Source organism: Arcobacter sp. F155 (genome assembly GCF_004116455.1).
Lineage (GTDB): Bacteria > Campylobacterota > Campylobacteria > Campylobacterales > Arcobacteraceae > Halarcobacter.
Genome location: NZ_PDJU01000002.1, coordinates 154,506 through 168,261, shown reverse-complemented (window position 1 = coordinate 168,261; position 13,756 = coordinate 154,506). Strand labels below are relative to the sequence as shown.

At 28.4% G+C, this 13,756-nt stretch carries 10 protein-coding genes; all 10 read left to right on the top strand.

The window, feature by feature from the left end:
• From wecC to CRV03_RS03250, 10 genes are read left to right on the top strand one after another with little or no spacing between them, the layout of a single operon-like run.
• Entirely contained in the window at positions 1 to 1,200 is a 1,200-nt protein-coding gene (gene wecC, locus CRV03_RS03295) for a UDP-N-acetyl-D-mannosamine dehydrogenase (RefSeq protein ID WP_129083723.1), read from the top strand.
• The gene (locus CRV03_RS03290; RefSeq protein ID WP_129083722.1) at positions 1,197 to 3,329 is read left to right on the top strand and encodes a bi-domain-containing oxidoreductase; all 2,133 of its coding nucleotides are present in this window, start codon (positions 1,197 to 1,199) and stop codon (positions 3,327 to 3,329) included. The genes wecC and CRV03_RS03290 overlap by 4 nt, the downstream gene beginning before the upstream one ends.
• On the top strand, positions 3,322 to 4,557 hold the full coding sequence (locus CRV03_RS03285; protein ID WP_129083721.1) for an oligosaccharide flippase family protein: 1,236 nt from the start codon (positions 3,322 to 3,324) through the stop codon (positions 4,555 to 4,557). The genes CRV03_RS03290 and CRV03_RS03285 overlap by 8 nt, the downstream gene beginning before the upstream one ends.
• Complete coding sequence (locus tag CRV03_RS03280) at positions 4,547 to 5,266, top strand: class I SAM-dependent methyltransferase (protein WP_129083720.1); 720 nt, start codon at positions 4,547 to 4,549, stop codon at positions 5,264 to 5,266. Before CRV03_RS03285 ends, CRV03_RS03280 begins: the two co-directional genes overlap by 11 nt.
• Positions 5,267 to 5,278: 12 nt before the next feature.
• Positions 5,279 to 6,664 carry a hypothetical protein gene (locus CRV03_RS03275; protein ID WP_164968609.1) on the top strand — a complete coding sequence of 462 codons (1,386 nt, stop codon included), beginning with the start codon at positions 5,279 to 5,281 and terminating at the stop codon, positions 6,662 to 6,664.
• On the top strand, positions 6,661 to 8,808 hold the full coding sequence (locus CRV03_RS03270) for an alginate lyase family protein (RefSeq protein ID WP_129083718.1): 2,148 nt from the start codon (positions 6,661 to 6,663) through the stop codon (positions 8,806 to 8,808). Before CRV03_RS03275 ends, CRV03_RS03270 begins: the two co-directional genes overlap by 4 nt.
• Entirely contained in the window at positions 8,805 to 10,475 is a 1,671-nt protein-coding gene (locus tag CRV03_RS03265; protein ID WP_129083717.1) for a glycosyltransferase family 4 protein, read from the top strand. The genes CRV03_RS03270 and CRV03_RS03265 overlap by 4 nt, the downstream gene beginning before the upstream one ends.
• Positions 10,468 to 11,631: a hypothetical protein gene (locus CRV03_RS03260; protein ID WP_129083716.1), complete on the top strand. Its 1,164-nt coding sequence runs from the start codon at positions 10,468 to 10,470 to the stop codon at positions 11,629 to 11,631. The genes CRV03_RS03265 and CRV03_RS03260 overlap by 8 nt, the downstream gene beginning before the upstream one ends.
• 2 nt (positions 11,632 to 11,633) lie before the next feature.
• Positions 11,634 to 12,587 carry a hypothetical protein gene (locus CRV03_RS03255; protein WP_129083715.1) on the top strand — a complete coding sequence of 318 codons (954 nt, stop codon included), beginning with the start codon at positions 11,634 to 11,636 and terminating at the stop codon, positions 12,585 to 12,587.
• A 12-nt stretch (positions 12,588 to 12,599) separates the two neighbouring features.
• Positions 12,600 to 13,742 (top strand): FAD-dependent oxidoreductase, encoded by a 1,143-nt coding sequence (locus CRV03_RS03250; RefSeq protein WP_129083714.1) that lies wholly within the window; start codon positions 12,600 to 12,602, stop codon positions 13,740 to 13,742.
• The last annotated feature ends 14 nt before the right edge of the window (positions 13,743 to 13,756 follow it).

Here is a 13,756-nt window from a genome sequence, read left to right as displayed (position 1 = left end):
ATGAATCAAAGAAAAAAAATATGTGTATTAGGATTAGGCTATATAGGTTTACCTACAGCGGCACTTCTGGCAAATAGAGGCTATGAAGTACATGGTGTAGATGTAGTAGAAAGTACTGTAAATACTATAAATAGAGGTGAAATTCATATTGTAGAACCTGAACTTGATACTTTTGTAAAGAGTGCTGTAAACTGTGGTAATCTTAAAGCTAGTTTGACTCCTGATGTGGCTGATGTATTTATCATTGCAGTTCCTACTCCTTTTCATGAGGGATATGTACCTAATACTGATTATATTGTAAGTGCAACAAAAGCAATAGCAGCATATGTAAAAGATAATGATATTGTAATACTTGAATCAACTTCACCAGTAGGAACTACAGAACTAGTAGAAAAGACTCTAAAAGATGAAAATATTGATACGAGTAAGCTTTATATTTCACATTGTCCCGAAAGAGTTCTTCCTGGTCATATTATGAGAGAACTTATTGAAAATGACAGAATAGTAGGAGGACTTACAAAAGAATCTACTATAAAAACAGTAGAGTTTTATAAAACTTTTGTGAGTGGAGAAGTTTTAAGTACAGATGCAAGAACAGCAGAGATGGCAAAATTAACTGAAAACTCTTTTAGAGATACAAATATAGCCTTTGCAAATGAACTAAGTATGCTATGTGATAAATTTGATATAAATGTATGGGAACTAATTAGTTTAGCAAATAGACACCCAAGAGTGAATATACTTCAACCAGGTGCTGGAGTTGGAGGGCACTGTATAGCAGTTGACCCTTGGTTTATAGTCCATGCAGGCGGTGAAACTGCAAAGATGATAAAAACTGCTAGAGAAGTAAACACATACAAAACAGAATGGGCAATAGAAAAGATAAAAAATTCAGCATTATCTTATGAATCTAAACATGGCAAAAAAGCAAAAGTCGCTTGTATGGGACTTGCATTTAAACCTGATATAGATGACCTAAGAGAATCACCCGCACTATATATAGCTAGAAGATTAAAAGCGGATGGATTAGATATATTGGCAGTAGAACCAAATATAAAAACTTATGATGAATTTGAAATAGTTGATTATAAAGAAGCATTAGAGCAAGCTAATATAGTGACATTTTTAGTGGCACATAAAGAGTTTAAAAAACTTGATATAGAAACAGATTTAGATTTTTGTGGGGTGTTAAATAAATGATTCAAGCAATTATTAAAAAAGGTAAAGTTTTAGGTGAAGAAACACCTGCTCCAAATGTTACTAAAGGTTCTTTACTTATAAAAGTTGTCAATAGTTGTATCTCAGCTGGTACTGAAATGAGTGGTGTTACAAACAGCGGAAAGTCTCTTATTAAAAGAGCGATGGAACAACCAGCACAAGTTGCAAAAGTTATTAATATGGCTAAAACTGTAGGACTACAAAAAACTATTGCAAAAGTTAAGGGAACTCTTGATGCAGGTAATGCTACTGGCTATTCTATAAGTGGTGTAGTTATAGCTATAGGGGATGGAGTTGAAGGTTTTGAAGTTGGAGATAGAGTAACTGCAGCAGGAGCAGGAATAGCTAATCATGCAGAATATGTAGATGTACCACAAAATTTAGTTATGAAAATGCCTCAAACTTTAGATTTTAAAGAAGCTTCTACAGTTACACTTGGTGGAATAGCTATGCAAGGTGTACGAAGAGCCGATATGAAATTTGGTGAATTTTGTGTTGTTACTGGAGCTGGAATACTTGGACTTTTGGCTGTTCAAATGCTTAAACTTAGTGGTGTAAGAGTTGCTGCTATTGACTTAGATGAATCAAGGCTAGGAGTAGCAAAAGAACTTGGAGCAGAGATTGTTATAAATCCGACAAAAGAAGATCCAATAAAAACAGTTGAAAGTTGGAGTGGTGGTTATGGAGCAGATTGTGTCCTTTTTACTGCCGCTACTAGTTCATCGGCTCCATTGTCTCAAAGTTTTCAAATGTGTAAGAAAAAAGGGAAAGTTGTACTTGTTGGTGTTGTCGGTATGGAGATAAATAGAGCTGATATTTATCAAAAAGAACTTGATTTTATGATTTCAACATCTTATGGACCAGGAAGATATGATAAATCTTATGAAGAAAAAGGAATTGATTATCCATATGCTTATGTAAGATGGACAGAAAACAGAAATATGACTGAATATCTTAGATTGGTTGGTACAGGTGATATAAAGCTGGATAAACTTATAAACGGTGTTTATCCTATAGAAGCGGTAACACAAGCATATGAATCTTTACAAGCAGACAATAAACCTCTTATGGTATTACTTGATTATGGACAAGTTGAACTAGGTAAAATAAATGAATACCTAAATCAAGATAAAAAAGTAATACTCCATACAAATGCTAATAAAAACAGATCTATAATAAATGTAGCACTCGTTGGTTCTGGTGGCTTTGCTACAGGTATGCATATGCCAAATATTGAAAAACTATCAAACAAATATAAACTTCATGCAGTTATGAGCAGAACAGGACACAGTGCTAAATCTGTGGCAAAACAATATGGTGCCACTTATGCAACCACAAATCTTGAAGATGTACTAAATGACAAAGATATAGATTTAGTGATGATAGCTACTAGACATGATAGTCATGCTTCACTTGTCCTTCAAGCCCTTAAAGCAGGTAAGCATGTATTTGTAGAAAAACCACTTGCTACAAATCAGCAAGAATTAGATTTGATAAAAGAGTTTTATGGTAGTGATGTAGAAAATAAGCCAGTACTATTTACGGGATTTAATAGAAGATTTAGCAAATACACTACCGAGATTGTAAAACATACTTCAAAAAGAAATAATCCTCTTTTGATTCAGTATAGAATGAATGCAGGGTTTATACCATTAGATCACTGGGTACATGAAAATGGCGGGAGAATAGTAGGTGAGGGCTGCCACATAGTTGACCTTATGACTTCTATAGTTGGTGAAAAAGTTATTTCTATCTCAAGTGAGAGTTTAACTCCTAAAAACAACAAATTTTCATCAACTGATAATAAATCTATAGTTTTAAAATATGAAGATGGCTCACTTGCAAATATTCAGTACTTTGCAACTGGTTCGAAAGATATCAGTAAAGAGTATATGGAAGTGCATTTTGATAATAAAACTATAGTGATGGATGATTATAAATCATTAAAAGGCTATGGTGTTAAAGTCGCTGAAATCATAACAAATATCAGTGAGAAAGGTCAGTTTGAAGAGCTTGAGGCATTATATGAAACTTTAAGTGGTAAAACTGCTAAATGGCCAATTGAATTATGGGATATGATTCAAACAACGGAAATCACTTTTAATGTTTAAAAGCGAGTTAGTTAGCAATATTTTACATTCGTACAGTTCAAGAATTATACTTATAGTTCTTGGGCTTTTAGGTAATGTTATTATTACTAGAAGTTTAGGTGTAGAAAATTATGGTACATATACACTCTTGTTAACTATTATCGCTATTGCAACACAATTTGGAAATTTTGGTTTACACTCAGCCAATATTTATTATGTGGCACAAAAAAAGATGTTTTTAGGGATGTTGCTTAAAAATTCTATTTGGTTTTCATTTTTTATCAGTTTGATTGTTGGTTTTATTATTTATTTTTTAAATTATCATTATCCTAGTATATTAAATATTGAACCAGACTTGTTGTATTTAGCACTTATATTTATACCTATTTCATTGATGTCTCTCCTTGTAAAGAACTTATTAGTAGGTATAGGAGAGATTAAGTTAGATAATAGATTGACAGTATATATAAGAGTTATAACTATTTTAGCTTTGGTATCTATTGTTACTTTTTATAACTTAGATGTAAAAAATGCACTCGTTATTTTTGGATTTAGCTTATTGCTTGGTTTGATTGTCACATATATCAAACTCAAAAAAGAGATAACATATAGGTATAAATTGTCTTTGAAATTATTAAAAAAGATTTCAAAATTTGGATTTAAAGCATATCTGTCTGCGATATTCGCATTTTTAGTTTTGAAATCAGATTTGTTTTTTGTGAATTATTATTTGATAAAAACTGATTTAGGACATTATTCTTTGGCAGTAAGTTTTATAGATTATATTTATATTTTACCAGTGGTAATTGGAACAGTTTTATTTCAAAAATTATCATCACTCAAAAAAAATGATGAAAAGTATAATTTAATGAAAAAAATCACTATTGTTTTTAGTGGAGTATATTTTTTATTTTTAGTATGTATCTATTTTTTATCAGAGTATTTGATTACATTTCTATATGGAGAACAGTTTAGTGATTCGGTTATTTTAGTGAATTTATTATTAATAGGAATATTCTTTATGGGTATTAATACATTATTTCAACAATATATAGCAACTACAGGATTTCCTAAAGAGTTGATTTATTATTGGATAGTTGCTTTTGTTGTTAATGTAGTTATAAATATAAACTTTATTGAAACTTATGGTTTGGAGCTTGTTGCTATAAGTACTATTGTTGCATATTTTTTAGTTTTTATATTTAGTTTTTTTAAAGTAATTAAGCAAAGGAATTTACATGTCTTATAAAAAAGATTTATTTGAAAAATATCACAGCATTCATGGAGCCAATATTGATTCATCTATAGAGGCAAAAGTTAATTATTATGAAAAATATTTTAGAAGTTTTTATGAAAAATACTTTCCAAAAGATAAACAAATTAATATTTTAGAAATAGGTTGTAACAAAGGATTTTTACTAAATGTTTTAGAGAAAAGAAATTATAAAAATTTATTTGGAATAGATTTATCTCATGAGGACTTAGAATACGCAAAAAAAATCAATAGCAGTAGCACATTTTTAGAAAATATAGATGCTTTTGAATATTGTGCAAATAATAAAAATAAATTTGATGTAATTATTATAAAAGCCGTTTTAGAACATATTGATAAAGAAAAAATATTTCCACTTATCAAATTAATGAGAGAATCATTAACTGAACAAGGTGTTCTAATAATTGATGTTCCAAATATGGATTGGTTATTTGCTACACATGAACGATATATGGATTTTACTCATGAGGTTGGATTCACAAGGGAGTCATTATCTCAAGTAACACTTAACTTTTTTGATAGAGTTGAAGTTTTTACAGCTGGTAATATTTTTAATACAAAAAAGGGGAAAGTAGTACACTTTATAGCAAAAAAAATAATGGGACTATTATTGAGAGCATTAGATCCAGAAGGTCACGCTACTGCGTGGAATGATAGAAATTTAATTGCAATTTGTAAAAAGTAAAATTAATATGATATGATGAATGAACTAAACCATTTATTTGAAACTCTTAAAGTACAATGTAGTAAATTCCCAAAAGGTATCGATGAGTTTATTTATATAGGCAATTGCTATGAAAAAGTTTTTGAGCTTTATGATGAAAATGTAGAGTTTAGAAACGATGTCAAAGAACTGATAGATTTATCAAATAGTGAAATTAAAGAGCAAATTGAAAACATTATTTTAAGTATATTAGTAGATAGATTTTCAGCTGACAATTATAAAATGAGTAACTTTTTCTCACAAAGTAAAAATGAGAATCAAAGAAAAAAATATATCTCAATCATTGCTTCAAGTATGATAACTCAAATAGTTAAAATAGGTCAAAATAATATTAATAAAGAAGAGTTTTGGAGTACATTATCTAAAGTCCTACATGACAAAAAATTGATTTATAATCTACTGCAAGAAAATATTAATGATATTGATATAAAAAAGTTTTATGATGATAATTTTTTAGCAGTATTTAATGAAATATATAAAGACAGATATGCATATATTTCAATTGACAACTATTATTTACTTTGTATAGTTTCTGATTTATTTACTAATTATTACAAACACTTAATAAATCCTTATAGTATAAAATCAAAAAGATTAGAAACAATATACAGAGATAAAAACTACGATCTAAATCAAGAAAATCAATATGAAAAATATGGGCTTGTAGAAATAGATAATTCAAGAGAATTGTTAATTTCAGATAGCAGAATTTTAGATAAAAAAACCAATATATCTTATGAGATAAATTTGATAGATTTCAATGTATATAAAGTATTGTTAGAATATTTTGAGAAATATAATTTTACACTTTCATTTGCACCTGATAATGAAAGTATATACGATTTTATATTTGATTCAACACTCACTACTGAAGCTGTAGAATTTGGTGTAAGTCCAACTATTGAAACATTGAGAACAGAATGTTCTCATAAAATTAAATTTGTTGATTATACATCAAAAGATACATTTTGGATTCGAAATATTAATAGTGATCTTTATATTGAAGAGATAGTGGGTGATTTTGTGGAACACCAAGATAGTATAGTAACGAAATTGATTCATATGGAATATACAACTAAAGATGAAGAACTTTATATTAAGCATATAGATTTTGAATATATTTTTTATAGTGTTGATGAATTTATAAATAGATATGACGAAAATAATTTTACACAAAAAGGTGAAATGTATAAAAGAAAGAAGATATTTAAAATCGATAATGCATCAATACCTTTTAATGGAGATTTTTTATATCCAATAGTTTATTTTACATTTGAGAACAAAGAACTTGTAAAAGAGGCATTAGAGAATATGGAGATAATTTCTAATGTATCATATATTGAGAAAGGTAGCAAATGAACCTAAAATTTATAATAAATAAAGCCCTAACAATACCACCGCATATATTTATTAAAAAAGTATATTGTGTAACGATACGAAAGATTAGACATATTGTCAAAAAAAGAAAAGACTTTGTATTTACAACTTATATAAACAACAGTAATTCAAGAGTAAAAAAATCCTATATTGTTTTGGATGATTTAAAAAATATAGACGATAAAAATCTCAAAGAAATTTCAAAACTTTATCTTGAACATCGATTTGATTTGCTTGGAAGTGGTTGGGTGAAAAATAGTTATGATTGTGAGGCTATTGGAGTTGAAGGAAACAGATACTATCAAAATGAAAAATTTGAAATTACTAATCTAGTATCAAAACCTAGTGTCCAGCATTCTAAAAAGATTTATTCTTTGGTAGATGATGGTTATGAGCCAATAGATTGGCAAAAAGATTTTAAAAGTGGATTTAGGTGGAGTGCGAATGAGTGGTATCTCAATCAGAGAAATTCACTTGCAGGTGTAGATATAAAAGTACCTTGGGAGATAGGGAGATTACAGCATTTGCCTCAATTTGCAATAAATTGTGTATCAGGGTATGATGAATTATTGATAAAAGAGTTTAGAAATCAAATATGCGATTTTATAGCTTTAAATCCTCCTCGCTTTGGGGTGCAGTGGACATGTACGATGGATGTAGGCATTAGAGTGGCTAATATGCTATTGGCTTATGATATTTTTAAACAAATGGATAAAACAAATATTTTAGATAAAGAGTTCGATAGAGCATTTTCACAATCTGTGTATGAATATGGTGTACATATAGTAAACAATCTTGAATATGGTGAAAATCTTACTTCAAATCATTACCTTAGTGATATAGTAGGTTTACTGTTTGTAGCTTCTTATTTGGAGTGCAATGATGAGATAAACAGATGGCTTGGCTTTGCGGTACAAGAAGTGATAAATGAGATGCAAAAACAGTTTTATGAAGATGGAAGTAACTTTGAGGCAAGCACAAGTTACCATAGACTTAGTTCAGAGTTTATGGTGTTTGCTACAGCATTGATACTAGGACTTGATAAAGAAAAATGTGAAGCACTACAAAACTATAAAACAGATAACTGGAAAGTGCAACCAAAACTCAAATCATATAAAGAGCAAGAGTATAAAATAATAGACAATAAAGTTGTACTACCTAGTTGGTATATTGATAGACTTTATAAAAGTGGAAAGTTTACAAAAGATATTACAAAACCAACAAGTGAGATAGTTCAGTTTGGAGATAATGATAGCGGAAGATTTTTTAGACTAAGTCCAAATGGAGAATGGTTAAATAAAGAGCAAGCTATATCTAAATATAAAAATCTTGAAAACTATAATCAAGATGATGAAAAGTATTGGGATGAAAATGTTCTGAATCATCAAACTTTATTATGTGCTATGGGTGGTTTGTTTGAAGAGAAAAAATTTGATACAAGTTTTCAAATAGAAAAAAAGATTATTGAATCTCTAGCAAAAAATAGGAAGTTGGATATTCCAAGTTTTGAGTTAAAAATAGTAAAACAAAATAATAAAATTTTTGATGATTTAGAGTATTCAACTACTAAAATTTTCGATTTACCTTTAAAAGACGATAAGTCGCTGTTGGACAATCTAAAATTCATAGCATACCAAGACACTGGAATCTATTTATTCAAATCAGACAGAGTCTATCTCGCTATTTGGGCAGGTTCAAACGGGCAAAAAGGAAATGGCGGACACGCTCACAATGATAAGCTTTCTTTTGAACTAAATATTGATAGTGAAGATATTATCGTAGATGCAGGAACATATCTCTACACACCTCTTCCAAATAGAAGAAATCAGTTTAGAAGTACAAAAGCTCACAATGCTTTGGTAGTAGAAAATGAAGAACAAAATGAGTGGCTAGACGGAAGATACGGTCTTTTTAGTATGAAAAATCAGTCAAAGTGTTATTTGTTAGACTATGGAGAAAATTTTGTTAATGTAGCTGTAGAGTACCGAGGCATAAAACAAAGAAGAAAATTCACAATTGAAAAAGAGAAAATAATAATAGAAAACTACAGTAATAAAAAATTTAGTGAAAACTACAATGATTTTAAACTCTATTCAAATGGATATGGAAAGTTGGTGAGTATATGAAAAATAAAATTTTTATATCGATTTATAGGTTTGATGAAGAGTATCTAACTTTTATAAATGATAATTTTAAAGAGAGTGAAAATGTTTTTGTATCACTTTTTGAGCTTAAAAATAAAGGGATAAAAAATCTTATAAAAGAGTTTATATCTTATAAAAAATATGACGAGGTTGTTATAGTCTTTAATGATGAGAACTATTTTTTAGTACAAGATCTTTTTTATACCTTAAGCCTTAGTATTTTTAGTTTAAATATCACTAGAATATTGCCTGATAAAAGACAAGAAAAAGTTTCATTATTAAAAAGAATCAGTTCTGTATTTAAGATGATAGGTAGTGCGATTGAAACAAAAAAATTAGTTAAAAAAATAGCGAGTGATATTAGAGTAAAAAATCAAAAATCAAAAATCAAACTTGATATGAATAGTAAAGTTTTTTATTTAAAAACAAATCTAAGTTTTGGCACAAAAGCTGGAGGTAGTTTGGGTCATATCTCTGGTGTGGTTAACTCTTTGGCAAAAAAATCAGACTTGACATACATATCTGCCGAAATACCGATAATGATAGATGAGAGTATAAAAAAAGAAAAAATATATTTAAATGATGTGGTATATAGTGTTCCTTATGAGCTTAATAGTATAAAAATAAATGAAGCTTTTTTAAATCAAGTGGATGAGTTAATGTTAGCTAACAAACCAGAAGTGATTTACCAAAGGCTTACACTTTTTAATTATGCAGGAGCATATCTTTCAAATAAGTATAAAGTTCCTTTGATAGTGGAATACAATGGCTCAGAGGTGTGGGTACAAAACAACTGGGGAACTGATGGTTTGAAATATTCTAAATTAGCTTTGGATATGGAAAAGTATGTTTTAAATAGTGCAGATACTATTATCACTGTTTCACAAGTTTTACAAGACGAACTAATCGAGAGAGGGTTTGATAAAGATAAAATCGTATTTTATCCAAACTGTATAGATGAGAGAGTATATGACTATAAAAACTTCCAAGAACCTAATAAGGTAACTTTGAGAGAAAAGTTAGGCTTCAATAAAAATGATAAAATATTTACATTTATAGGAACTTTTGGTGCATGGCATGGTGTGGAATTTTTGGCAAATAGCATAGTTCGATTGGTTCAAGATCATAAGCAAGAGTTAGATAATTCTAATGTTAAATTCTTACTTATAGGTGATGGTCTTCTAGGTGAAAAAGTAAGAAGCTTACTAGGAACAGAAGATATAAAAAGTTATGTAAAGCTTACAGGGCTTATACCGCAAAAAGAAGCTCCGATTTATCTAAGTATATCTGACTGTTTTTTATCACCACATATAAAGCAAAAAGGAAAATTTATAGGAAGCCCTACGAAACTTTTTGAATATATGGCATTTGCTAAACCAATCATCGCTAGTAATCTTGACCAGATAGGGGAAGTTTTTGCAGATAAGTTATATGCAAATGAGTTAGATAAGTTTAACACTATTAAAAGCGATAGTGCAATAGTTTATGAACCTGACAACTATGATGAATTTATAAAGTCAATATTATTTGTTGCTACAAAAGGTAATGAGATAGAAAATATTGGTAAAAATGCTTATGAAATGGCTATGGAAAAATATACATGGGATGTGCATGTTGATAAAATAGTTGAGAAGTTCAATAATGCTTGAATATATTGGAAATAAAATAATGCCCACAAGATACGAGGGTATTGAAGATGCAATAAGTGGAATAAATAAAAGCAATATCTATGGAGTTGGCGAAAAAGATGGTGATTTTTTTAATGCAGGATGGAGCGATGATCAGGGGTTGTATGTCTTTTCACAGTTTCTAAATAAGTATTTTAATTTGTCAGCTATGGAATCTATAGGTTTATTTTATGTATTGATTATAAGTCTTGGTTTTGTATTTTATATTTTGGGTTCAATGTTACTGTTCTCTAATAAAAAAACTATATTTGCATCTTTTATTGGAATATTGATACTAACCTTATTAACTTATAAAGTTAGAGATACTTATGTAATGTTTTATTTTACTGGTTCATTTATTTTTATTTTTCTTTGGATGTTTAAAAAACAGAAGGATATAAAACCTGCGTTGTTGCTTAGTGTGTTGTTTATCATTGGATTATTTCTAGAGATGTCAAATTTATTCAGAGGGCATGCTGGAACAGGAGTGTTACTGTTTATTTGTTTATATATTTTTCTTAGTAGATTTTGTATTAAAAATAAAGTTTTATTTATAAGTGTTTTGCTTACATCTTCTTTAGCTATTAATTTTTTATGGTCAAATACAATACAAATACCAAAAGAAAGATTTTTAAAGCAGGTTGGTACAGACTTACCTATTACTTCTAGTCATCCATTTTGGCATAGTGTTTATATAGGGTTAGGATTTGTTGATAATCATATAGTATCAACATATAAAGATGAAATAGGAATTGAGAAAGTAAAATCAATAAATCCTGATGTTAAATATTTATCGATGGAATATGAAAATATTCTTCGAGGTGAAGTTATTGAGTATGTTATAAAATATCCGTTGTTATTTCTTCAAAATATAAGTGCAAAAATTGGTGTTTTGGTTTTTTACTTTATTTTATTTGTTAATTTAGGAATATATTATATTGTTAAAAATATTAAAAATATTGAATATAGAGAAGCTTTACCATTTTATATAGGGATTATGTTTAATTCTTTATTTGGTATTTTAGTAATTCCTAGTTTAAATTATATTATAGGGTTTATTTCATTTTCAATATTGTTTGCTATTTACATTATGAACTATGCCTTTGAAAAAAATAAAACTATGAAAGGAAATTTATAATTATGAAAAAAGATAATTTTGTTTCAGTTGGAATTGTTTTAAGTGATAAAATTACTGTTCATCAAATTAAAGCTTTGCACAATATGATAGAAAAACAATATTCTTATTTTGAAATTTTATTATTAAATTTTAATATGATTTTAGAAAGTCAGCAAGACTATAATAATTTGGTTAAAGAAATAAGTAATTTAAGAATTATAGAACTTTCAAATTATGTTGATATTGAAGTTGCACATACAGTTTTAATTGAAAATTGTATTGGAGATTATTGTGTTATTATAGATTTAGCACATGACAGTTTAGATGACTTAAAAAACATGCTGGAAAAGGCAGAGTACTATGATGTTATTGTAGGAAAAAGAGAAAAAAAAGTACAATCTTTTTTTGAGGCAGTTACATCAAGGTTTTTTTACAAAACCATTTCATTATTTACGGGTATCAAAATAAACAGTATGTATAGTGATTTTTTTATTATAAATAGAAAGGTAATAAATTTCATAACAAAAAATGAAGATAGAGTAAAATTTTTGAAACTTTTAAAATTTAATAACGGATTTTCAAAATATGAATATTCTTATATGCCATTAGGTCCAAAAAGTAATCAAAGGAATTTTTTAGATAATATAAACTTTACTATCGACATTCTTATAAATTATTCACATAGACTTATAAGAATGGCAACAATACTTTCTTTAGGTGCATCACTTTTAAATCTTTTTTATACAATGTATGTATTAGGAAGTTATTTTTTTAGAGACAATGTAGTGGAAGGGTGGACATCTTCGAATTTCTATAATTCATCTATGTATTTTATACTATTTTTAGTACTAGCAGTATTGGGTGAATATATTAGAATGATTATACAAAACCAAAAGAATACCCCATTTTACGAAATCACAAATGAAAAAAGTAGTATGGCTATTTTCTCTAATAAAAAGAATATTGATAGTGAGTAAAGGTATTAAGTTTTGAAAAAATATGATTGTATAGTAATTGGCGGTGGTTTTTTTGGTTCCACATTAGGACTTTTTCTAAAAGAATATTTCGATGATGTTCTAGTGCTAGAACAAGAAAGTGATATATTGCAAAGAGCCAGCTATGTAAATCAAGCTAGAGTTCATATGGGGTATCACTATCCTAGAAGTTTAGTGACTGCATTTAGGTCTTTAGCTAATTTTCCAAGGTTTATTATGGATTTTGAAAAAGCAATAAAAAGTGATTTTGATAAATATTATGCTATATCAAAGATAGGTTCAAAAGTAAATGCAAATCAATTTTATGAAATATATAAAAAAATGGGAGCACCTATTAGTAAAGCACCAGCACATACTAAAGCATTGTTTAATGATAAGCTTATTGATGAAGTATTTAGAGTAAAAGAGTTTGCTTTTGATGCAAAAATACTCAAAGAGATAGTTTTAGATAAATATGATGAAAGCGGATGTGAATTAAGATTAAAGACAAGAGTAAACAGTGTAGAGCAAAGTGGTGAGTCTATAAATGTTCATTTAGAAGATGATGAGAAGCTTAATGCAAAGTTTGTATTTAACTGTACATACTCAGGACTCAATACAGTTTTAGAAAACTCACACTTACCACTGCTAAATCTAAAGCATGAAATTACTGAGATGTCTTTGATAGAGCTCCCAGATGAACTTAAAAACTTTTCTATTACAGTGATGGATGGACCATTTTTTTCTATTATGCCTTTTCCTTCAAGAGGACTAAATACTCTAAGTCATGTACGATATACCCCACACGGAAGCTGGATAGACAAAGAAAAATACAACAATGGTTATGAAGTGCTAAAAGAATACGAAAAAAAATCAAACTTTAGATATATGATAAATGATGCAAAAAGATATATTCCGCTTCTTGAAGATGCAATTTATAAGGATAGTATTTTTGAAGTAAAAACAGTACAAGTAAAAAATGAAATGGATGATGGAAGACCAATACTTTTTACAAAAGATTATGAGATGAAAAATTTCTCAAATATCATGGGTGGGAAAATAGATAATATCTATGAAATACTTGACACTATAAAAGAGACAAAAGAGTTTTTAGGTGTTAAAAAAAGACATTTTTGGAATATATTTTCAAGAATTTAAAAGGAGTTAATAAA

What these genes read in the sequence shown, in the direction of transcription:
- CRV03_RS03265 (WP_129083717.1), top strand. Translation starts at nt 8,805, where the DNA reads ATGAAAAATAAAATTTTTATATCGATTTATAGGTTTGATGAAGAGTAT.
- CRV03_RS03285 (WP_129083721.1), top strand. Translation starts at nt 3,322, where the DNA reads ATGTTTAAAAGCGAGTTAGTTAGCAATATTTTACATTCGTACAGTTCA.
- CRV03_RS03280 (WP_129083720.1), top strand. Translation starts at nt 4,547, where the DNA reads ATGTCTTATAAAAAAGATTTATTTGAAAAATATCACAGCATTCATGGA.
- wecC (WP_129083723.1), top strand. Translation starts at nt 1, where the DNA reads ATGAATCAAAGAAAAAAAATATGTGTATTAGGATTAGGCTATATAGGT.
- CRV03_RS03270 (WP_129083718.1), top strand. Translation starts at nt 6,661, where the DNA reads ATGAACCTAAAATTTATAATAAATAAAGCCCTAACAATACCACCGCAT.
- CRV03_RS03275 (WP_164968609.1), top strand. Translation starts at nt 5,279, where the DNA reads ATGATGAATGAACTAAACCATTTATTTGAAACTCTTAAAGTACAATGT.
- CRV03_RS03290 (WP_129083722.1), top strand. Translation starts at nt 1,197, where the DNA reads ATGATTCAAGCAATTATTAAAAAAGGTAAAGTTTTAGGTGAAGAAACA.
- CRV03_RS03260 (WP_129083716.1), top strand. Translation starts at nt 10,468, where the DNA reads ATGCTTGAATATATTGGAAATAAAATAATGCCCACAAGATACGAGGGT.
- CRV03_RS03255 (WP_129083715.1), top strand. Translation starts at nt 11,634, where the DNA reads ATGAAAAAAGATAATTTTGTTTCAGTTGGAATTGTTTTAAGTGATAAA.